This is a genomic window from Bradyrhizobium niftali (assembly GCF_004571025.1).
Taxonomy (GTDB): domain Bacteria; phylum Pseudomonadota; class Alphaproteobacteria; order Rhizobiales; family Xanthobacteraceae; genus Bradyrhizobium; species Bradyrhizobium niftali.
Genome location: NZ_SPQT01000027.1, coordinates 71633 through 92657, shown reverse-complemented (window position 1 = coordinate 92657; position 21025 = coordinate 71633). Strand labels below are relative to the sequence as shown.

The 21025-nt window shown below is 58.0% G+C and carries 16 protein-coding genes; 11 read left to right on the top strand and 5 right to left on the bottom strand.

What is annotated here, in order from left to right; translation table 11 throughout:
* The 11 genes from nodU (at position 1) to E4K65_RS35015 (ending at position 14962) form a co-directional block, all read left to right on the top strand.
* A complete protein-coding gene (gene nodU / locus E4K65_RS35070; RefSeq protein ID WP_135178014.1) occupies positions 1–1710 on the top strand; it encodes a nodulation protein NodU in 1710 nt (569 codons plus the stop codon).
* A 2-nt stretch (positions 1711–1712) separates the two neighbouring features.
* Complete coding sequence (nodI, locus tag E4K65_RS35065) at positions 1713–2633, top strand: nodulation factor ABC transporter ATP-binding protein NodI (RefSeq protein ID WP_135178013.1); 921 nt, start codon at positions 1713–1715, stop codon at positions 2631–2633.
* Positions 2634–2636: 3 nt separating this feature from the next.
* Complete coding sequence (locus tag E4K65_RS35060; RefSeq protein ID WP_135178012.1) at positions 2637–3425, top strand: ABC transporter permease; 789 nt, start codon at positions 2637–2639, stop codon at positions 3423–3425.
* Positions 3426–3748: 323 nt separating this feature from the next.
* Positions 3749–5797, top strand: coding sequence for a carbamoyltransferase family protein (locus E4K65_RS35050; RefSeq protein WP_135178011.1), 2049 nt, complete (start codon positions 3749–3751; stop codon positions 5795–5797).
* Complete coding sequence (locus E4K65_RS35045; protein ID WP_135178010.1) at positions 5794–6900, top strand: nodulation protein NodZ; 1107 nt, start codon at positions 5794–5796, stop codon at positions 6898–6900. Before E4K65_RS35050 ends, E4K65_RS35045 begins: the two co-directional genes overlap by 4 nt.
* Positions 6897–7103: a hypothetical protein gene (locus tag E4K65_RS35040; RefSeq protein ID WP_135178009.1), complete on the top strand. Its 207-nt coding sequence runs from the start codon at positions 6897–6899 to the stop codon at positions 7101–7103. The genes E4K65_RS35045 and E4K65_RS35040 overlap by 4 nt, the downstream gene beginning before the upstream one ends.
* A 633-nt stretch (positions 7104–7736) precedes the next feature.
* Positions 7737–8573 carry an SDR family NAD(P)-dependent oxidoreductase gene (locus tag E4K65_RS35035; RefSeq protein WP_135178008.1) on the top strand — a complete coding sequence of 279 codons (837 nt, stop codon included), beginning with the start codon at positions 7737–7739 and terminating at the stop codon, positions 8571–8573.
* A gap of 254 nt (positions 8574–8827) precedes the next feature.
* The gene (nifA, locus tag E4K65_RS35030) at positions 8828–10582 is read left to right on the top strand and encodes a nif-specific transcriptional activator NifA (protein WP_235885848.1); all 1755 of its coding nucleotides are present in this window, start codon (positions 8828–8830) and stop codon (positions 10580–10582) included.
* A 574-nt stretch (positions 10583–11156) separates the two neighbouring features.
* Positions 11157–11999: an electron transfer flavoprotein subunit beta/FixA family protein gene (locus E4K65_RS35025; protein WP_135178006.1), complete on the top strand. Its 843-nt coding sequence runs from the start codon at positions 11157–11159 to the stop codon at positions 11997–11999.
* A gap of 788 nt (positions 12000–12787) precedes the next feature.
* The gene (locus E4K65_RS35020) at positions 12788–14278 is read left to right on the top strand and encodes a GFA family protein (RefSeq protein WP_235885846.1); all 1491 of its coding nucleotides are present in this window, start codon (positions 12788–12790) and stop codon (positions 14276–14278) included.
* 6 nt (positions 14279–14284) lie between these two features.
* Complete coding sequence (locus E4K65_RS35015) at positions 14285–14962, top strand: 2OG-Fe(II) oxygenase (RefSeq protein WP_135178005.1); 678 nt, start codon at positions 14285–14287, stop codon at positions 14960–14962.
* Between the two features lie 705 nt (positions 14963–15667).
* On the opposite strand, the gene E4K65_RS35010 is transcribed toward E4K65_RS35015, so the two are convergent.
* The 5 genes from E4K65_RS35010 to E4K65_RS34990 form a co-directional block, all read right to left on the bottom strand.
* Complete coding sequence (locus E4K65_RS35010; RefSeq protein WP_135178004.1) at positions 15668–16984, bottom strand: preATP grasp domain-containing protein; 1317 nt, start codon at positions 16982–16984, stop codon at positions 15668–15670.
* A 404-nt stretch (positions 16985–17388) separates the two neighbouring features.
* Positions 17389–17652 carry a hypothetical protein gene (locus E4K65_RS35005; protein ID WP_135178003.1) on the bottom strand — a complete coding sequence of 88 codons (264 nt, stop codon included), beginning with the start codon at positions 17650–17652 and terminating at the stop codon, positions 17389–17391.
* Positions 17649–17885: a hypothetical protein gene (locus E4K65_RS35000; RefSeq protein WP_135178002.1), complete on the bottom strand. Its 237-nt coding sequence runs from the start codon at positions 17883–17885 to the stop codon at positions 17649–17651. The genes E4K65_RS35005 and E4K65_RS35000 overlap by 4 nt, the downstream gene beginning before the upstream one ends.
* 740 nt (positions 17886–18625) lie before the next feature.
* Positions 18626–19750 carry a M20 family metallopeptidase gene (locus E4K65_RS34995; RefSeq protein WP_135178001.1) on the bottom strand — a complete coding sequence of 375 codons (1125 nt, stop codon included), beginning with the start codon at positions 19748–19750 and terminating at the stop codon, positions 18626–18628.
* 446 nt (positions 19751–20196) lie between these two features.
* Positions 20197–20721, bottom strand: a complete 525-nt coding sequence (locus E4K65_RS34990; protein WP_235885845.1) for a flavin reductase family protein — start codon at positions 20719–20721, stop codon at positions 20197–20199.
* Positions 20722–21025: the final 304 nt, after the last annotated feature.

Here is a 21025-nt window from a genome sequence, read left to right as displayed (position 1 = left end):
ATGCGCATCTGCGGCATCAAGTTAACACATGACGGGGCAATTTCTGTCGTCGAGGACGGGCGGCTTGTCTTTTGCACCGAGCAAGAGAAGCGCGGCAACGGTCCACGCTATCAATCCGTCGAGAACCTCGATGCAGTCGTGCTCGCCTTGGCGGAGCATGGCCTGGATCCGCGGGATATCGATCAGTTCGTCATCGACGGCTGGGATGGGGAGATTGAGTCGCAGTTCCAGGTCCTAAGTGGCGCTGTGCCGATCGCGCTGAAAGGGGCGCCGTATGTCGAGCGCCATGCTGAGGGCCTTCTTGATTCCGTCGACGGCTTTGGCCTGATCCTCGGAGGCAAGGTGTTTCCATATAAGAGCTACCCGCACGTCACGGGACACGTTGCGTCAGCATATAGCACCAGTCCCTTTGCCAGCGCGGGAAAACCCGCGTTCTGCCTGGTATGGGACGGCTGCATCTTTCCACGTCTTTACTATGTGGAACCTCGGGGGGCACGGTTCATTGCATCCCTGTTTCCGATGATCGGCCATGCCTATGCTGCCGCTGGCCTTCACTTCGGCCCTTACAGGCAGCCGAACCGCTCCAGTTGGGATTTGGGCATCGCCGGCAAGCTGATGGCTTACATCGCGCTTGGCTCTGTCGACGAAAGCATCGTGGCAGTGTTTCAGGAGCTCTATGAAAAGCGCTTCGCCGCTGACACGGAGCAAGCTCGTCGCTACCGCGCTGACATCAACAATGCGGAATCGTCGCTTGCAGCTATGCACGACTTCTTCGAGGCAAGCGCATTGCGCCTGACGGCCAAGCGAGCGGAGGACGTCCTTGCGTCGTTTCATGTGTTCGTGGAACGTCTTCTTGTCCAGGAAATGGCGATGGTTCTGCTGCGACACTCGTCGCTTCCAGGAGCGCGAAATCTATGTATCGCCGGAGGTTGCGGTCTCAATATCAAGTGGAACAGCGCGCTTCGTGCGGCGGGATTGTTCGATGACGTTTGGGTGCCGCCGTTTCCGAATGACAGCGGCTCGGCAATCGGCGCTGCTTGCGGGGCGATGGCGGCGCAAAATGGCTTCGGGCCATTGGAATGGTCAGTCTACAGTGGTCCGGACCTGCAGGACAGCGAGCTTCCGCCGGATTGGGAGGCGGCGCCATGCAGTCTGCGTGAACTTGCGGCGATTCTGGCCGACAACAAGCCGGTCATCTTCCTTTCCGGTCGCGCCGAGCTTGGGCCGCGGGCGTTGGGCGGCAGAAGCATTCTTGCAGCGCCGACCTCCCCGGCGATGAAGGATCATCTCAACGACATCAAGCGTCGCGAGCACTTCCGGCCAGTGGCGCCGATCTGTCTGGAGGATCGGGCGCCAGAAATTTTCAGCCCAGGTACGCCAGATCCTTACATGCTGTTCGATCACCAGACCCGGGCGGAATGGCGCGACAAGGTCCCCGCTGTGGTCCATCTTGACGGCTCCGCCCGGCTGCAGACAATCTCTCGCAACTCTCCGCACAAAATCGCCGCGCTTCTCGTCGAATTTGAGCAACTCACGGGCATACCGCTGCTCTGCAACACGAGCGCCAATCTCCATGGACGTGGATTCTTCCCGGATGCTGCCGCGGCCTGCCAATGGGGGCGTGTCGAGCATGTGTGGTGCGACGGCCAGCTCTGGACCAACAAGGTGGTAAGGAAGCCATTGTCGGCCGAGCGACTTCTGTCAGCCTAAGAGTGACCATGTCCACCGTAGCAATCGACCTTGCCGGCGTGAAAAAGTCATTTGGCGACAAGGTCATCGTCAATGAACTATCGTTTTCGGTTGCGCGCGGAGAATGCTTCGGCCTGCTTGGGCCAAATGGAGCTGGCAAGAGCACGATTGCGCGTATGCTCCTCGGCATGATTTCGCCGGACGCAGGCAAGATTACGGTCCTCAATGAGCCTGTGCCTTCCCGCGCTCGTGTGGCGCGTGTGCGCATCGGCGTGGTGCCGCAGTTCGATAACCTTGAACGCGAGTTCACCGTTCGAGAGAACCTGCTCGTGTTTGGTCGCTATTTCGGCATGAGCGCTCGCAAGATCGAGGCGGTCGCGCCATCGCTGCTCGAGTTTGCACGCCTCGAAAGCAACGCGGACACGCGCGTCGCCGAGCTGTCCGGTGGCATGAAACGGCGGCTGACGCTGGCGCGTGCGCTAATCAATGACCCGCATCTGCTCGTGATGGACGAGCCGACGACTGGTTTGGATCCGCACGCCCGCCACCTGATTTGGGAACGTCTGCGAGTTCTGCTTGCGCGGGGCAAGACGATTCTCTTGACCACTCACTTCATGGAAGAGGCCGAACGCCTGTGCGATCGGCTGTGTGTCCTCGAGGGTGGACGCAAGATCGCCGAAGGCAAGCCGGACGGCCTGATCGATGAGCATATTGGCTGCAACGTGGTCGAAATCTATGGCGATGATCCACATCAGCTCTGCGAGTTGATCAGGCCGCATGCACGGCACATCGAAGTGAGTGGAGAGACGCTCTTTTGTTATACACCATATCCGGACCAGGTACGCGTGAAACTGCGCGGGCGGGCGGGCCTTCGTATTCTGCAGCGCCCCCCTAATCTCGAGGACGTGTTTTTGCGGCTGACTGGGCGCGAGATGGAGAAGTGAGCGATGGGTGAAAGTTTTGCGGCGGTGATGCCCGCTAACGCGTACAATTGGATTGCGGTATGGCGTCGGAACTTCCTAGCATGGAAGAAAGTCGCACTTGCATCGATTCTCGGCAACCTCGCAGATCCTATAACCAATCTGTTTGGCCTCGGCTTTGGCCTTGGACTGATCGTGGGGCGCGTTGAGGGGACGTCGTACATCGCGTTCCTGGCGGCAGGCATGGTCGCGACCAGCGCCATGACGTCCGCGACCTTTGAAACCATGTATGCAGCCTTTGCGCGCATGGACGCCAAGCGCACCTGGGAAGCAATCCTCTCCACTCAGCTCACGCTTGGCGACATCGTTCTGGGTGAACTGGTGTGGGCGGCCAGTAAGTCCGTTCTGGCCGGAACAGCGATCTGGATCGTCGCTGCCACGCTGGGTTATGCCTCATGGCCATCCATTCTGTATGCGATGCCAGCAATCGCCCTTACTGGCCTTGTCTTCGCCAGCCTTGCTATGGTCGTCATATCTCTTGCGCCAAGTTACGATTACTTCGTGTTTTACCAGACACTTGTCCTCACTCCTATGGTGTTTTTGTGTGGCGCGGTCTTTCCGACGAGCCAACTGCCCGGCTCATTTCAGCATTTCGCCGGCTTGTTGCCTCTCGCACATTCGGTCGACCTTATTCGCCCAGCGATGCTTGAGCGCGGCGCCGACAGCGTTGCCCTGCACGTAGGTGCGCTCTGCGTTTACGCGGTCCTGCCCTTTTTCGCCTCGACAGCACTATTTCGGCGCCGCCTGCTGCGTTGACGTGAGTTCAGCGAAAATGGAGAAAGTCACATCGATGCAATGTCACGATGCGTTCTGCGGCAGCTCGGGATGACCTGGTCTGTCACAGCAGCCGCTTCAATGGCCTTAAGAGGCCCCGATCGGGCAAGGTCTACGGCCGTCTGTTCGGTTGATCGGTGCGGACGCCAGCACCGGTACTTTCTGAGCGCCTGTCGCTAGGCGCCGAGACGGACTTTGCAAAGTTGTGTGTGTTATCTGGCCCGCGCACCCGACGGAGCGTGACTGTAAAGATTAGATAGGTGGGACGCAGTTGGCGTTCCCGTCATGGTCAAATGGAGAACGGGATGTTGTGCCTGGGAGTGAGTGGCGGTCTTGACAGAATCTATGAAAGCTCGCCGGAGCTGCCGAATACATTTCTTCACGATGGCGCTGCGGTTCTTGTGCAGGATGGCCGCGTGATTGCTGCTGTCGAAGAGGAGCGCCTCAACCGCGTCAAGCACTCCAACAAGTTTCCGAGCAATTCGATCCAATACTGCCTTTCTACCGCAGGAGTTGAGCTCGGCGAGATCGACCGTATCGCGTTCTACGCGACTGAAGCCTACTGCAATACCATGCTCGAGCGCCTTTCTGTTTCTCAGCCCGTTCCGTTGGACGCCAAACTGTTGCTGCGCCAGCTGCTGGCACGGGAGTTCGGCGCTGAGATCGATCCGTCGCGGCTTTCCTTCGTGAATCACCACGAAGCGCATGCCGTGAGCGCGTTTGCCATGTCCGGCTTCGAGCAAAGTCTCGTTTTTGCGATCGACGGCGGTGGTGATTTTCTCTCCGGCTTATTGGCGGTGGGGTCTGGCACCGAAATTGCGCAACTTGCAAGCTTCCCGGAACATAACTCCCTGGGGCTGTTCTATCTCGAGACGATCCGATATCTCGGCTACGGGTTGTTCGACGAGTACAAAGTGATGGGGCTTGCCCCGTATGGTGATCCCGCTCCCTATCGCGAGCTCTTCGCGCAGTTCTACGAGTTGTTGGAAAACGGTGGCTATCGCGTTCACCTGGATCGGATCGGTCCGGCCCTGGTCCGCAACATCGAGGTTCGGCGAAAAGGAATGCCATTCACCCAACAGCATCGAGATGTCAGCGCTTCGCTGCAGGAGGCGCTGGAGCGGATCGTGTTTCACATCCTACGGCACCATCGTGAAGCGACGGGCATTACACGCTTGTGCTTGGCTGGGGGAGTAGCCCATAATTGCACGCTGAATGGTAAGCTGCTTTATTCCGGGCTATTTGAAGACATCTTTGTTCAACCCGCGGCGCACGACGCCGGTTGCGCGCTCGGCGCTGCGTTGATGCTGTCAAACGAGCTGGGCAGGCCGGCGCCGCGGGAGCGACTGCCGGACGTTTATTGGGGGCCCGATCTCGGCAACGAGCAAGCCGTTGAGGATGAGCTCAACGCATGGTCAGGCCACCTCGACATTCAACGAAGTGATGACATAGCATCCAGTGCGGCAGACTGGATGGCGAATGGCGATGTAATCGGCTGGGTTCAGGGCCGCTCTGAGTTCGGCCCACGTGCGCTTGGTAACCGCAGCATTCTTGCGGACCCGCGGCCTGCGGGAAACAAGGACCGCATCAATGCGATGGTCAAGAAGCGCGAGGGCTATCGCCCCTTTGCGCCATCTGTACTGGAGGAGGATGCGAGCGAGTTCTTTGAGCTCCCGGACGGCATGCGGCAGCTCCCCTTCATGAACTTCGTGGTTCGTGTGCGTGAAGCCAAGCGTAACGTGCTCGGTGCGATCACACACGTTGATGGGACCGCTCGGCTGCAGACAGTATCGCGCAAGGCAAACCCCACCTACTGGGATGTAATTAATGCGTTCAAGAGGCGAACGGGCATCCCAGTTCTTCTGAATACCTCATTTAACAACAATGCCGAGCCGATCGTGGAGTCCGTGTCAGATGCGATCACCACGTTCTTGACGACTGACCTGGACGGACTTGTTGTTGGGCCGTTCCTCGTCAGAAAGCGCGCAGCATCACTGCAGGATTGGAGTGCACTGGGCGTTTCATTGCCGCCGTATGCATCCCTTCATCGTGTTCGCTCCCACACAGCGCCAGATCGTCAGGAAACGGTCTGCGAGATCCGCACGGGACATTCCGCCCACGATAGTATGCGTGTCTCACATGAGCTTTTCGAGATCTTGATGCGGATCGAGGGCGAGGCGTCGCTCGGCTGGCTTCTCGACGCAACCATGCAGGACCAGGCCAAGCGTGAAGATCTCGTGAAGGAACTGCGGCTCGTGTGGGAGCTGCGGGGCATTCGGCTGCATCCGCCGCGCATCAAGAAAAGACGGAAAGTGTTGCGAGAACGCGGCCCATCACGGATAGCGCTGCTATGAAGTTCTACCGACGCAGCTCGCCGGCACCGCGATTTCAGACCGCGACGTCGGACAAGATGATACGTGAGATGTCTGCGATGACGTCTCTTGTCCAACCAGGAGCCCGGGAAGAGGCAATGCAGAGCGGTTCGAAGAATGATAGGTTCGTAGTTTCCCGGCGACGCACGGGGTTCGGCGACTGCCTGTGGTCACTGGCGGCAGCTTGGCGTTTTGCAAAGCAGACAGGACGGACGCTAGCCATCGATTGGAGGGGATCTTGCTATCTCGATGAGCCATCCACCAACGCCTTTCCAGTCTTCTTCGAACCGGTTCAAGACATTGCTGGCGTGCGGGTGATTTGCGACGACAAGATCAATCAGTGTTCATTTCCGGGACCATTCTTCCCGACATGGTGGAACAAGCCATCCATCGATTGCGTCTATCGCCCGGACGAGCAAATTTTCCGGGAGCGCGACGAACTCGATCAACTGTTCCAAAGTCACAAAGATAGTGACGCTAACACGGTTGTGTGTGATGCGTGCCTGATGTGGCGCTGCGATCAGGAGGCCGAACGAGAAATCTTTCGGAGCATCAAGCCACGACCTGAAATTCAGTCTCGGATTGATGCTATCTACCGCGAGCACTTTGAATCGTACAGCGTAATTGGAATCCATGTCCGGCATGGCAACGGCGAGGACATTATGGGCCATGCTCCCTACTGGGCTGACCCGGAGCGCGCCTTGCGACAGGTCTGTAATGCCATTGATAAGGCTAGGGGGTTACCCCACGCAAAACCCGTGAAGGCTTTCCTGTGCACGGACAGCGCGATCGTCCTTGAGAAGGTTTCGACTATATTTCCTGATGTTTTCACGATTCCAAAACAGTTCCAGGCACCTCAGGCCGGCCCATTGCACAACGCCGCGCTCGGAGCCGAGGGCGGCTTTTCCGCCCTCATCGATATGTACCTCCTTGCGCGCTGCGATACCGTGATCCGTTTTCCCCCGACGAGCGCCTTTACGCGCTATGCGCGTCTCTTTGCCCCACGCGTTATAGAATTCGATTTGAAGGATCCGAGCCGATTGATCCTGATTGAACAAACCTCGCGAGAGCTCGTGGCTTCATGAAAGTCGTAGCCCGCCTGATCGATCTGATTGCCGCTTTTTGCATCCAGCAGTATTGGCAGATCTTTTCGGGGCGGCAATTGTCTGTCCAATGTGAAGCTCTGTCGCGGCCTTCCACCGAAGAACAGCGCGACGCCGGGTCCGAATGTCTTCCGCTGAAGCTCGACGTCGACAACAATGACCTTAACGTGCTGCCGCCCCGGTAAACAGGTGTAACACGTCTTCGTCTTCGGCTCGGGGAGGCCGCAAGTCGAAGCTAATCGGTGGTCGGTCGCGGATGGACATATCGAAAGCGTCTCCGTTCAGCCGGCGAGTTCCGTCTTACGGTCGGTACTCGCCGGTGTAAACGGACGCTCTCGGCGATTCACTATTTTGAAGAAGCAATCAGTGCGCCAGGTCGTGGTCCGGGATCAATCCGCCCGGCGATGTGCCAGTGCTGGACACAGCAGAGCAGGGCGCGATGAAGTCGGCCGCAGTTGCGGACAAATCTAACGTACAGATTGGTAACGTCAGCTTTCGAGTTGAAGCGGCTACTGTCGGCGGCCGCTATCCTAGTCGATCGTTGCCCGACGAGAGGCGCTGGCCATTTCTTGGCCCTTCCAGTTGTGCGATCAGGAAGGAGAGCGCGGCTCGTCGCCTTATCTTTACGAAAGCGAGTGTGCTCGCGACATTGCGTAGCTGATGCACCATCGCTGTCACAAAGCACACCCAGCGTGTCTTGAACCCGCCAAGCATTCCGCGTGCGCGACATTAGGACGCAAAACGGAAGCGGATTTACATGCATCGCAGTGGCCCAAATCCTGCTACGCGTGCGGCGCGCAACAGGGGAGGAGGCGGGCGTGGGTCTGGATCTGCCAAATGACGATCTAATCAGAGGCCCGCTGCCCGACACACATTTGGCTTGCCCCTTTCAGGTCGATAAAGCCCGGGTTCATGGCGGAGAACAGAAGGCGATGTTGCTCACCGGAGCATCGCGCGGTATTGGTCATGCCACTGCCAAGCTGTTCTCGGAGGCGGGCTGGCGCATCATTTCTTGCGCGCGTCAACCGTTCGACGGCGAGCGATGCCCATGGGAGGCAGGGGACGAAGATCATGTCCAGATCGACCTCAGCAATCATCGAATGCTGCCGCGCGCGATCACTGAGGTCAAGAAACGCTTAGCCGGTGCACCTTTGCACGCGCTAGTGAACAATGCCGGTGTTTCGCCGAAAACGCCCGCTGGCGATCGGATGACGTCGTTGACGACGTCAATCGAGACTTGGATGAAGGTGTTCCATCTCAATCTGGTGGCCCCGATCTTGTTGGCGCAGGGCTTGTTTGACGAGCTAAGAGCCGCGTCAGGATCGATCGTGAATGTGACTTCGATTGCGGGCTCGCGGGTGCACCCGTTTGCCGGCAGTGCCTATGCGACGTCGAAAGCTGCGCTTGCGAGCCTCACACGCGAAATGGCCCACGATTATGCGCCGCATGGCATTCGCGTGAATGCGATCGCGCCCGGCGAAATCAGGACGGACATGTTATCGCCCGATACAGAAGCGCGTCTTGTGCCAAGTATCCCGCTGCGCAGAGTGGGAACCCCGGATGAAGTGGCCAAGGTCATCTTTTTCCTGTGCTCAGATGCGGCCAGCTATGTCACGGGAGCCGAGGTGCCGATCAATGGTGGGCAACATCTGTGAATCGGCCGGCCTTGGCGACGCAGCTGACTTGAGCTGCAGCAGCGGTGCTTATGTTCTCCGCTGACGACGCGCATGCAATCCGCAAAAATGACATGACAGCACACCGTAAGTTTACCGTCGTGCCATGAAAAGGTGTTACGGTTCTATGTCATCTCGTGAACACTTGGCGTTAGATCGAGAGTGACATGCGAAACGAAGCTCGCCAACCCGGACAAGGTACCAGGGAGGATGATCGAGAGAACGGAGACCGCCTCATGCTGGATATACCTTCCTCATGCGAACGACCTGCACCGCAACCGGAGCCGGAGCGTAAGATCTCGAGCGAGCCGTTGCGTGAGAGCGCGCTGACCGGCATCTTCGAGATATCGAAAATACTCGCCGCTCCCTCGCGGCTCGAAGTCACGTTGGCCAACGTTGTTGGTCTTCTGCAGTCGTTTGTGCAGATGCGACACGGCATCGTCTCACTGCTCGATGACGACGGCATGCCGGACATTACAGTGGGCGCCGGCTGGAGCGAAGGCAGCGACGAACGTTATCGGATGCGATTGCCGCGGACGGCAATCGACCAGATCATCGCGACCGACAGGCCTGTTATCGTCGACAACGTAGCCGCCGAGCCGTTATTCAGCGCTGCCGACCGGGAAGTGCTCGGCGCCTCGGATGATATGCCAGTGTCGTTCATCGGGGTTCCGATTCGCATTGAGCCGAAGGTCGTGGGTACGCTGACGGTTGACCGCATCCGCGACGATAGGTCGAGTCTCGGGCTCGAGTACGATGCGCGACTGCTCGCCATGATCGCTAACCTGGTGGGACAAACAGTGAAGTTACATCGCTTGTTCGCCTGCGATCGCGAACGACTGATGGCGGAGAAAGACCGGCTACAAAAGCAAGTATTAGACCTCAGGCAAACCCCTCGGGAGAGCAAGAAGCTACACTCCCATGGGATCATTGGCGACAGCCCGGCCCTGCGCGGGCTGCTCGAGAAGATTGCCGTTGTAGCCAGATCTAACAGCACGGTTCTGCTGCGTGGCGAATCCGGTACCGGAAAGGAACTCGTAGCCAAGGCCATTCACGAATCATCGTCCCGCGCCAGGCGCCCGTTTGTTAAGCTGAATTGCGCGGCGCTTCCTGAGACCGTCCTGGAATCAGAATTGTTTGGACATGAGAAAGGCGCCTTTACCGGTGCGTTCAGCTCGCGCAAGGGACGCTTCGAACTTGCTGACAAAGGAACGCTGTTTCTTGACGAGATTGGCGAGATCTCAGCTCCGTTCCAGGCGAAGTTGCTGCGCGTTCTCCAAGAGCAGGAGTTCGAGCGCGTCGGCAGCAACCAGACTGTTAAGGTCGATGTTCGAGTGATAGCTGCGACCAACAAGAACCTTGAAGAGGCTGTCGCAAGAAGCGAGTTCCGCGCGGACCTTTACTATCGCATCAGTGTAGTTCCCTTGCTGTTGCCGCCCTTGCGCGAAAGACGCAGTGATATTCCCCTGCTTGCCAGGGAGTTCCTCAGAAATTTCAATAACGAGAACGGTCGTACTCTGACCTTGGAGGCGAGCGCGATCGATGTACTGATGAACTGCGGCTTTCCGGGAAATGTCCGCGAACTCGAAAATTGCATCGAGCGGACAGCGACGCTGTGCGCCGGATCATCGATTGTGAGAAGTGACTTTGCATGCAGCCACGGCCAGTGTCTTTCTGCGATGCTGTGGAAAGGCACCTCCGACGAGAGACCGGACCAGCCCGTACCCACGCCATCGGTGCCTGCAAAGTCCACCATTCCGCTAGCTGAAGCGACCCAGCCGGTCCAGTCTGTCGGCGGCGAACTGGCCTCACTGGGGCCTCCCGGCACAGTTCTCGTTAGTGGCGCAAAGATGGCCGATCGCGAACGGGTCATTGCCGCCATGGAAAGATCTGGCTGGGTGCAGGCAAAAGCAGCGCGCCTGCTCGGACTAACGCCGCGTCAAATTGGCTACGCGCTGAGGAAATATGGAATAGAGATAAAGCGGTTCTGAACGACGACATCGGTCGGAACTGCTACTGCCAAATAGCTATATGAGAACGATCTCCGATAGGCATTCTCATCACAATCTGAAGGAAATGGGTCCGCCCACGGGGGCAACTTGGCCCCGAGCATCCCGCGCGCTTGCGGGACTGCTGTCGAAGGGCGGGCTCACCTGGTTCGATGACAAAGGGACTTGCTCACAATGACATACTTAGCGTCATTGCGGGCCATGCAATCGCGAACAGTCGGTTGCGGATCATGTAACGAGCGTCATGCCTATCCGTCGATCAAGCTCCGGACTAGTGAGCGCCAATGCTCATTGAACGTCACCCGGTCAGCCGGCCGCTGGTGATTGGCGGGGGTAATCTGTCGCAAGCCGTCCTAGCATCACTCAGCTGGCGCGGCCTGCTGAAAAGCGCTGTCGCAGTTCTGACAGTGTTAGCATTCGTTCGTCGGGGAGCGGCCTAGAGGCGGGCATTACCGGGACTAAGCCTCTGTGATGGCAAGCCGACCCCAAAAGGGCGGGCGATGGTACAACACTTGCTGTGCTCTCCGCAGCTGTCGCAGCTTTTGGGAGCAACACCGTGCACAACGTCGTCTGCATCAAACAGGTTCCGGACTCGGCGCAGATCCGCGTGCACCCCGTGACCAATACAATCATGCGTCAGGGAGTGCCGACCATCATTAACCCATATGACCTCTTCGCCCTCGAGGCCGCGCTGGAGCTGCGTGATCGGTTCGGCGGCGAAATTACGGTGCTTACAATGGGGCCGCCATCGGCGGAAGATTCTTTGCGAAAGGCGTTGACTTACGGCGCCGATCGCGCCGTCCTGCTCACCGATCGCTGCTTTGCGGGCTCCGACACCCTGGCCACAACGTATGCACTTGCAAAAGCCATCCGAAAAATTGGTAAGGAATATGGCCCGACAAATCTGATCTTCACGGGGAAGCAGACCATCGACGGCGATACCGCGCAGGTTGGGCCCGGCATCGCAAAGCGGCTGGGCGTACTGCAGCTAACCTACGTTGCGAAAGTCAGATCCTTAGATCTCGCCGCCCATACAATTGAAGCAGAACGACGCTCCGAAGGTGGTGTCCAGGTGCTGCACACGAGGCTGCCCTGCCTCATCACCATGCTGGAGGCAACGAACCAGATTCGGCGAGGCGCGATGGCGGATGCCTTGCGTGCCGCGCGTGCCAAAATCGTGAAATGGAGCGCAAACGATGCCGGTATCGACGACGTCTCCAAATGCGGCCTCAAGGGATCACCGACCGTCGTCAAGCGAGTGTTCGCTCCCTCTGCGCGGGCCGAGAAGGCAGCGCTGGTCGAGGCCCGCGAGCAACCGGCGCTGGCGCTGATAGACGCGATTTTCAAGCATCAGCCGAAGCTCGAAGCTGATCTTGCTGCACTTGCCCGTGACGCTTGATCTGGCGCGAAACGGTCCGAGATGTACCAACACCATGAGGTACTCGCGTGGGCGCGCAAGATGTAGCTAGGTTTTTCAGCTCGCGACCTGCGCGTTTTGGTCCATGGCGTTCTTCGATTTCCAAGGGCATCGGGGACCGCGTGTTCCCTAGACCGCGTTATGGCCTCGATCAATGCCCGGAGTTGGCCGCGGTTGTCAGGCGCATCGACAAAAGGCTGCGAATGCGTCTAGATCCCACTATATGGTCGTGTTCGATGGCGTTGAGGCAACTGCTTAGCACGTAGTTGTCGCGAGCGAAGATGGATTACGTCAGCGAACGGGATCACCATGCTAGCGCCCGCTCCCCAAAGCGCTTGTCGCGCTGTTCAAGGCGCGAAGCCGACCTTTGTGGCACTTTGGACCAATCTCCGCGATTCAGTATCCCTATACTCATTAACCCATTGTGAGTGGCGGCTGGCTCTTCGCCGTCTGGTGTCCGACAGCCGTGCAAGCGCTGTCAGGTTCAATACACTTGCGACGAGGAGTCGGTCGCGATTTTGTCAATGTACTCAAAATCTTTGGAGCGAGTGCACGAGTTGGCACGGTGATTGCTGTAAGCGTGCAAGAAGACATCGTGGTGGCACTCGCGAACGTGAAACATAGCGTCGGTCTCTTTGAGAATCTCGTGGCGGCCAGCAGCGAGCCAGGTAGATGCGGACAATCCTTGCAATGCTGTACGAAGCTCATAGCGGTTCGATCGACTGGCAGGAGCAGCAACAGCGAGGGCCTGCGCGGCGTAATATCTCACCATGACGCTGAAAGCGTATGATGGCCGGCCCGGAAATTCGCGGCATCGAACGTTTCGTGGACCAGAATCCGTCTTGATCGCCGCCGCTCAGTTGATCTACGTGCTCCGCTCGATGCGGGTGAGCAGCACTGAACATGCCGCTGTCTGCTACCGCGAAGGCGCAACCAAGAATGTCGCCTGGATGGTGAACGCGAAGACAAGCCCATCGAAACCAACGAACTCGCGGTGGCCAATAGCTGGCGCGGTGCTCGGTCAAAGACCGCTCTCTCCTCATCCCAGGGGTCACATGACATCTCAAACGTCTCGATGGACACCCGATCAGTCTCCGCAGATATGCTGCAAGTATTTGACTGAGCAAGCGCGAGCCCTGTTCGGCCCGCACCCGTTCGCTGCGGAGATGTCCGAGGACCAGGTCGCTCGCCTGCTGCCTGACTATCTGGCGATGTCACAGGCGTTCCCGTACCTGCAGGCGGGGTCGCAACGGGATCTCATTTTCGATGCAATGAATCACAATCGAGATATTCCGAGGGACATTGAACTGACCAGCGTGGTTGGAAATTTCATCTGTTGGGATGAGACGGGCGGTTATGGCCAAATTCTCCAGGGCGGCAAGGTGGCGCTACCCGACATTCTGGTGACTGAGAACTTCCACTCCAACCTGCTTAGAAAGGATGCGTCGCAACTACTCGGCAGAGCAATACGGCCCAACTACAGCGCCACGACCAAGCGGTACCTGCATTCTCTCTATGCCGGCTTGTCATCGAAAGATACCTTAGTGCGTTGCGCCTACATGGTCGCTTTTGAGCTACATGCTGCGGACATGATCGAGTCGCTATGGACCACTCTGGTCAAAACCTTTAAGGCGCGGCCTGACGATCTTGAGTACTTCCGCAGCCACGTCGGGGGAGAAGATCCTGCGGAGAAGTACCACGGAGAAATGACAGGCCGGCTGATTGGCGAACTTATCCCGGCTGATAGGAATAACCGCTTTTTAGATGAATTCGATCGAGCCTATCGGCTCAGCCTAGAGTGGTGCCGCGATCTGCGCCGAATTGTCTCACTGAAGGGAGATGATCACTCGGAGGTCGAGCACCATGGCCGTTGTCATTGTGGTTCTGTCAAGTTCTACGTCAAAGCACCGCGAGAGCTCTCTGCAGTTAGATGCAACTGTTCAATCTGCGAAATGTCTGGATTTCTGCACTTGCTCGTACCCGGCAACAAGCTTCGCATTGAGTGTGGCGAAGAATTCCTCACGACGTATCAGTTCAATAAGAACATCGCTCGGCACACGTTTTGCCGGGTTTGTGGCTTAAAGCCATTCTATAGGCCGCGCTCGAACCCCGCCGGATTCAGCGTAAATATTCGATGCCTCGATAAGGGGACCATCGAACGCATAACAGTAAGCGAGTTCGATGGCGAGCATTGGGACCAAGCCTTCCGCTCGATGCACCAGGACCTTCAGTCCTGCGTCGAAGATAAAACCCTGGAGTGAACTCGAATGGCGCGCGCAATGAATCATAAATCTCGTCTTCTTTCAGAAGAAGCTTTGACAAAATACCGCATAGAACTGCTGGTAAAGGGGACGGTCGTGATCGGCCCCCAGATATTGTTCACCCAAGATGACTTGTCCAAAATCGATCAGCTGCAGGCTGAGATTTCCGAAGAAGAAGTGAGGCAGGGAGATGCCGGCGACTCCCACAATGTTTTCGTCAAACGCGTGAGGGTAGACCCGCCCGGCCGCGCTCCTAGCGACGTGAGCGGTGCAGCTCCACGGCAGATCATGGAACTACTTGAAAGGAAAGACCGCAGCTTCGCGATAAGAAAGATCTTGGGGGCCACGTCGGATCACGTGATCCGCAGATGCCAAATGCATCGGATGCCTCCTGGTTCGTTTGTTGGCATTCATCTGGATGCTGCGAGCGATCCGGATTTCGAGTACGCGGTCATTGTGCAGCTGGCGAGGGACTTCGAGGGGGGGGAGTTCGTGGTATATCCAAGCGGGTACGAACACCAGGTATTCAGACCGCCATTTGGCGCTGTGCTTGTCACCACATGTAAGCTCCGGCACGAGGTGAAGCCTGTGCTGTCCGGCGAGCGCCGATCGCTGGTCTACTTCTGTTCAAAACGCAGCGGCGCGAACCGCCGGATCATCGAAAGTTCTACCGCTGACGCATGAGGTGGGGTGGCTGAGATCGCTTTCGAATGAATTTGCCAAGGGGGAGCTCTCAGGAGAGGGGGGAGCTTGGCATGCTGTGCTCAGACTGTCTCCGGCAAAAGGCGCCGGGGCGATGAGCATGTGGAAGAAGAGTTGCTTTGGAACGAACCGGATCTCGCCGCCCAGACCCGATTCGTCCAACCCGCGCAAGCCCAGCTGCTGCGCTCGATCCCGAGCGAGCGCGTACAAACCTCCAGCAGATCGTCAATGATCAGGATGGGAACGATACCGCCAATTTCCTGTTCATGCCTGTGAACGATGCGGGCGTTACTCGCGGCGGCGCCCGCTGGTCGCTTCTGTTGGTTAACCAGCGCGTGCCTACCGGCACCGGTTGGCTATCACTATGACTCCGCCCAGTCTTCCAACAGTACCGTTTGCAGCAGCAGAACGGCTTGGATAGGGTACCCAGGTGGTAGACGCGACGCGAGCGCTGATTGGACGATTGGCGCAGGGCGAGCGGCCAGACCATGCGCCGCTGCACCTCGAGCACCTCATCGCCGATCGGCACTTCAGGAGCGACTTAAGGATGGTCCCGATTAGGGGCTGACGGAGCTCGAGCTAGACGAGGCAAACATTCACGTCGCGTCGTCAGATACCTCGCGTGATCGAAGCAGGGACAAGTTCAGATGAATTGAGCGATTGAAGATATGGTCGCTGGAATCTCAATCAAACCATTCGCAGTAGGTGGTGCTGTAGATCGCGGGCCGCGGCCCTATCGCGCGCAATCACAAGGCACTCCACCGTGCCAGCCTCTTGGTCGGCGGCAAGCGGGATCACGCCCTCCTTGCGTGTGCGGTCGAACAGAAATCCTTCCTTGACCAAACGATCATGCGCTATTTGGAGGGATCCTGATCGAACATTTCTTACGGATAAAATGATGTTGCAACCGGAATAGTCGAATCCCAGCAGCCGGACGGCAATGCTGTGTAACACCGCGCCGCCACCCCAACGGCCGTTCGCTTCATTAAACAGCAACCGTCCGTCAGTAGCGAAAATGGCGTCAATGTTGATCATTCCGCGATATCCCAGGTTTCGCGCAAGCGCCACAAATCGGTAAGCATGCGCCTGGGCAGTCAACCATTGCTCGTTCCTCAGGTCGCTTGGAAGCTCAAGTCCTGTCCAGATCAGAGCTCTTTCGGATCGGTCGGCGCTTTTACGCAGACGTATGTTTCCACTGCTCATAAAAACGATTGAACCATCATCCTCGATTTCATACTCGAGATAGAACAAAGACTTCGCTAGGTGGTACGACTCCACGACCAGCGTCTTACACGATGCCGTTGTCATCTCAGACCAAAGCGCGTCAGGATCAAACGACGGCCATGGAATCCGCCGGGTATCTCTTGCCCCAGGTAGTGGATCGCTTTCGTTGCCGGTCAGGATGACATTTCCGACTCCACCGGCTCCATTGTCCAGCTTTACAATGACGCTGCCGGTCTCAGCTCTGAGGGAAGTGACCGCCCTGAAGAGTTCGTTTGAGTCCGTCGTGACAGCCCCATTTGGCAGCGGAAGTGCGACGCTTGTCGCCAATTGACGGAAGTGGCTCTTGCGGTTCAACAGATCAGGCCCTCGCTGCAGAGCGAAGTCGTCGCCGGTCCGCGGTATGCCAAGCATGGCCGCCAGGCGTGCGACGCCTTCAGTAGAGTAGCAGGGATACAATCGCCAGGTTGATTTCTGACGAATATGTCTGTTGATTCGCTCAACAACAGTCTTGGACAGGAGTGCGCAATCATCAAGCACCGGCGATTGGTTGCCGCCTTGAGGTACAAGCAGACAGAGACTCGATGCGTCGAAATTGAGCGTCGCGCCAATGAAGGATAGCAGATCCGCGGGGATGACTACCGGGGAGACTATCAAGTCACCCTCATGAGCAAACCACGCTGAACGGTATGCCGAATTGGCGGCCAGCGAAAGTTGAGCTCGTGTCAGATCGGAGCCCGACATTTGAGCCGTACCGGCATTCATGATCAGGATCCGCGGCATCTGCGACCTCCGGGCATTTGGGCGCGATCAGACAGTGATGCCAACAATGGTGAACCTGCTGCGCCGTGTTGAGCACTGAGCGAAGCTTGATTTGGCGCCGTCCTGCTCCGAGAGAGGCTAGGTCGGTGAGCGCGAGCGATATCGTCAGTCTGTCGGCCGAGGCCGACGTAGCTGAGAGGCTGCCCTTCGAAATAGATCGCAGTTTCGCCTGGAGTATACGCAGCTTTTTGGTCGGTCAGGCTGCGGAGATTCAACTCGATATTCAAGCGCCTCACGCCCGCATAGTACGCTTGCAGCGAGTGGCTTCCGCCGCAACCCGGAATTGCTTGGCGAGTCTCCGATGACATGATTCGGTTGGCCTTTATACAGGCTATGATCAGACGGCCTTGGAGGGATGATGGTTCTCATGGGGTGCGAACAATGGATATTACTTGAGGGATCTCGGCCGATTGATCACTCTCTCTGTTCTGCTGGGCGACGGTCGTGTGCATCTGTCCGTGGTGATAGAAACACCACGAAGACAATTTCTTGCCGCGTCTTTGATATACAGGCTCGCCGCACATATAGGCCTCTCTGGCATCTCCATATTTGAAGCCGATGATGCAACGGCATTGGCCTTCAATATGGTCGATCAACAGGACCTTCTTGAGGCCGTCGGGTTCTTTCAACTTTCTGCTCCATAATGCCAAGCAATATTTTCCGATGCCGCGCGGGCCACGCGGAGCGACAATTGCAGCTCAGGCTCCTTGAAAACCTGCGCAGGCCAGCCATCTGTCGCACCTTTGCGCGATCGCCATGCCTTGCCACCACGAGAAAGCAGTGACAGAGCGGAAAGCCAGTTCGGCGAACTGATTTTGGCGCGGTGTCGCGCCAGAGGAGGGGCTTTGTTCAGCTTCGGCAAGCAGCGTCCCCGACTTAGGGGGTCGGATGGAGGTCTACGTCGCTCAACTCTGACCTCGTCGGCTCTCTGGTGCCCCGGGCCAGAACAGCCACGTAGTCTCGCTTTCGGAATGGCGAGCCTTTCAAAGCTACGTTCGAGCCATAGCGCCGCAAATAGGACTGGCTGCAGAACCCTTCCGACCGCCGCGCCACCGGGGATGATGATCATGATTGACCATGGGGACGAGGATCCGACCAGCTGAGACATTCGCAATCCTTCACGATTTTGGCAGCAGACCGAGACAGGTGCCCACCTCAAGACCGTACGACTTAACGTTACGTCCGATTCAAGCCCTTTTATGCACTGTGTGAACGTGGCCAAGCTCTTAAATCGGCTCGCCGGCCGGTCAGGTGTCGCACGCATTCAGCGCTGCGATTTGCGTCGAGAAAGTTCGCCTGCCTTTGAGATCAGGGCCGCTGCCGATAAGCCCATTCTCGGAAACGTTCGCCCTTTCGCGACCAAGGGCTCGCGCCCTTTGCAGCCGATTGCCCGCCTGACCTCCGCTGCCGTCATTGGATAGCTCAGTCACTTCTATGATTTGGCAATGGCAAATCCGGCATCCGACCGATGGTTTTCGATCAGATCGGCCTGACGGGGGCGCAGCCTGTAGCCCGTGGAGGAGGGCGAGGAACGATCCTGCCAATGTGCGGCGGCCGTCATCAAACGCACCTCGCCGTCACTGACTTCGCCTGGCGTCAGGATTATCGCAGCGTCTGATACAGGCGGTACAGTAACCGCGCGCGAGGTTCGATCGACGAGATGTAGAGTTGCTCATGATGCGTATGCGCGCCCTTGCCGTCAACGCCAAGGCCATCAAGGGTCGCGGTATGCGGCGCGGTGAAATTGCTGTCGGAGCCGCCGCCGCTGAACGCGTCGAGCAGCTCGAAGCCAAGTTCGGCGGCGAGCGTTTTGGCGTGTGCGTAAAGTGCAGCACCGGCGCTGGTCTTCTCATATGGCGGACGGTTCAATTCGCCTGATACCGTCACGCTGACGCCGTCGGAGCGCGAGGTGATGCCGAGAATCTTCGGCACCAGCTCGTCGGCATGTGCCATGGTGGGGACGCGCACGTCGACTTGCGCATAGGCCAGTTCCGCGACGACGTTGGGCCTGGTGCCGCCGCGGACGACGCCGACATTGACGGTGATACCGCGCGTGAGATCGTTCATCGCCTCCAGCGTCTGGATCACATGGGCGAGTTCCCGGATCGCGCTGCGGCCGTCCTCGGGCCGCGTACCTGCATGCGCCGGAGCGCCCTTGATGAATACGTCAAAGCGCGCAACGCCCTTGCGTCCCGTGATGACCTTGCCCCCGTCGCGAGCGGGCTCGGTCACCAGTACGTATTTGGCCTTGCGGCCCTCGGCCTCGATCAGCGCGCGCGAGGTTGGGCTGCCGATCTCTTCGTCCGAGACGTAGAGGTGCGTGATGCCCAGCGGCGGGCGTGCATCATCGGCGCAGATTTGCCGGAATGCGTGATAGGCGAGGTAGGCACCGCCTTTCATGTCGTAGATGCCGGGGCCGAACGCACGGTCGCCGTCGATCTTGAAGGGTAGCCGTTCGATGGATCCCATCGGATGAACTGTGTCGAGATGGCTCAACACCAGAATGCCCGGTAGGCCCTGCCCCCAAGAAGAGCGGGTGACCAAATGATCGCCGCAGCCGTCACGCCCCGCAACGCGCTCGACCCCGGCCGGCAGGTCGCGATAACCTGCTGCGACGACATCAGCGAGTTTGTTGATCTGATCCGGCCGCTCCGTCGGAGATTCGATCAGGACCCAGTGGCGAATGCCCTCGAGAATCTGGGCGATTTCGAACCCGTTGCTGGACATAGTTGTCTGACGCCTTTGAATTCGATTTGTCATCGCAAGATCATAACGTCACCAAGTACTCACATCGGAATCGAGCCCAAAGATATAGAGAAGCGCCAACCATTGTGACCCGGGGCGTGCCTATGAACCCGATCCTGCTGCGGCAACGATGCTTACTCGCCTATCGCTCACAACTGATCTACCAAAGCTGGTAGTTTCGAGGGGACTATGCAGTTGTCCTGACCAGGTACCCGCACGCATTTCGACGCGGGAGGTCGCAGACCGGCACAAGCATAGCTCGACAAGCGAAGCGCCGAAATCGCCGGAGCTGATGAGACCTTTCAATCGAGCCTAATCTGCGGAGCCAGTCGCAGCCCAGGCAATTGTTGGATGGCTGTCGTGGAGGCGACTAGGGAGTGAGGCCATCGACCATTCTGCTGTCCCGACGGCCTGCGCAAAAACCGCATTCAGTCTGGCAGTAAAGTACGAAGCGCGCCCCGGAAGTTGATCAATGGATTTCCATCGCTTTGTCGGGCCGCGACAATTCGTCCGATAAAGACGGTGTGTGTGACAAGCGCCTTGTGGTCATACAAAACACATTCGAGCGCGCAAAATGCGTTGGGCAATAGCGGTACATCGAGGACGCCCTGATCCCAGGCCCCGGTGTCGAAGCGGTGAACGCCTTTCGCCCCCTCCCCACCGCCAAAACGCAGCGCAAAGTCCTCCTGGTCACTGCGTAGAACACTGACTCCAAAGCTGCCGTTGGCAAGGATCTCATCATGTGCTTCGGAGCGGGCATTGATGCCAACGACCAGGCACGGCGGCTCCATGCAGATGGACGTCACAGAGCTCACCGTCAGTCCACGTCGACCGGCTGCCGTCCCGGTCGTCACGATGGCGACACCGCTCGCCAGGCTTTGCATGGCATGGCGGAACTCTGCCGGTTGGATAGATGGCATATCCCGAATCGCAGGAGGGAACTGGTGGCTCATGATTAGTCTCTGCAGTTGAACCCCACTTCTAGTGTCTCCACGCCCAGAGACGACTTTGATCCCTATGGGGCCTGTAATGAGTTAGCCGGTGTCGAAATTGCGTGACGAATAGGCTCAGATGGAGACCGGGTATGACTTCGATGTCCTCCGGATTAGCTACAGTCATGACCGGACGGATGTGCAATATCTCGTCGGGTTACGCCGGATGGCGATCGCAGCGGCAGAACTGAGAATTGCCGCCGCCTTGTTTCGACAGGCCTCCATTAAACAGCAAACCGCGCTGAGCAGCCCGGCGACGCGCCAG

Bases quoted from the DNA above. Each gene is read 5' to 3' on its own strand.
- nifA (WP_235885848.1), top strand. From the start codon at position 8,828: ATGCTGGATATACCTTCCTCATGCGAACGACCTGCACCGCAACCGGAG.
- E4K65_RS35060 (WP_135178012.1), top strand. From the start codon at position 2,637: ATGGGTGAAAGTTTTGCGGCGGTGATGCCCGCTAACGCGTACAATTGG.
- E4K65_RS35040 (WP_135178009.1), top strand. From the start codon at position 6,897: ATGAAAGTCGTAGCCCGCCTGATCGATCTGATTGCCGCTTTTTGCATC.
- E4K65_RS35020 (WP_235885846.1), top strand. From the start codon at position 12,788: ATGACGCTGAAAGCGTATGATGGCCGGCCCGGAAATTCGCGGCATCGA.
- E4K65_RS34995 (WP_135178001.1), bottom strand. From the start codon at position 19,750: ATGTCCAGCAACGGGTTCGAAATCGCCCAGATTCTCGAGGGCATTCGC.
- E4K65_RS35010 (WP_135178004.1), bottom strand. From the start codon at position 16,984: ATGCCGCGGATCCTGATCATGAATGCCGGTACGGCTCAAATGTCGGGC.
- E4K65_RS35050 (WP_135178011.1), top strand. From the start codon at position 3,749: ATGTTGTGCCTGGGAGTGAGTGGCGGTCTTGACAGAATCTATGAAAGC.
- nodU (WP_135178014.1), top strand. From the start codon at position 1: ATGCGCATCTGCGGCATCAAGTTAACACATGACGGGGCAATTTCTGTC.
- E4K65_RS34990 (WP_235885845.1), bottom strand. From the start codon at position 20,721: ATGAGCCACCAGTTCCCTCCTGCGATTCGGGATATGCCATCTATCCAA.
- E4K65_RS35045 (WP_135178010.1), top strand. From the start codon at position 5,794: ATGAAGTTCTACCGACGCAGCTCGCCGGCACCGCGATTTCAGACCGCG.
- E4K65_RS35015 (WP_135178005.1), top strand. From the start codon at position 14,285: ATGGCGCGCGCAATGAATCATAAATCTCGTCTTCTTTCAGAAGAAGCT.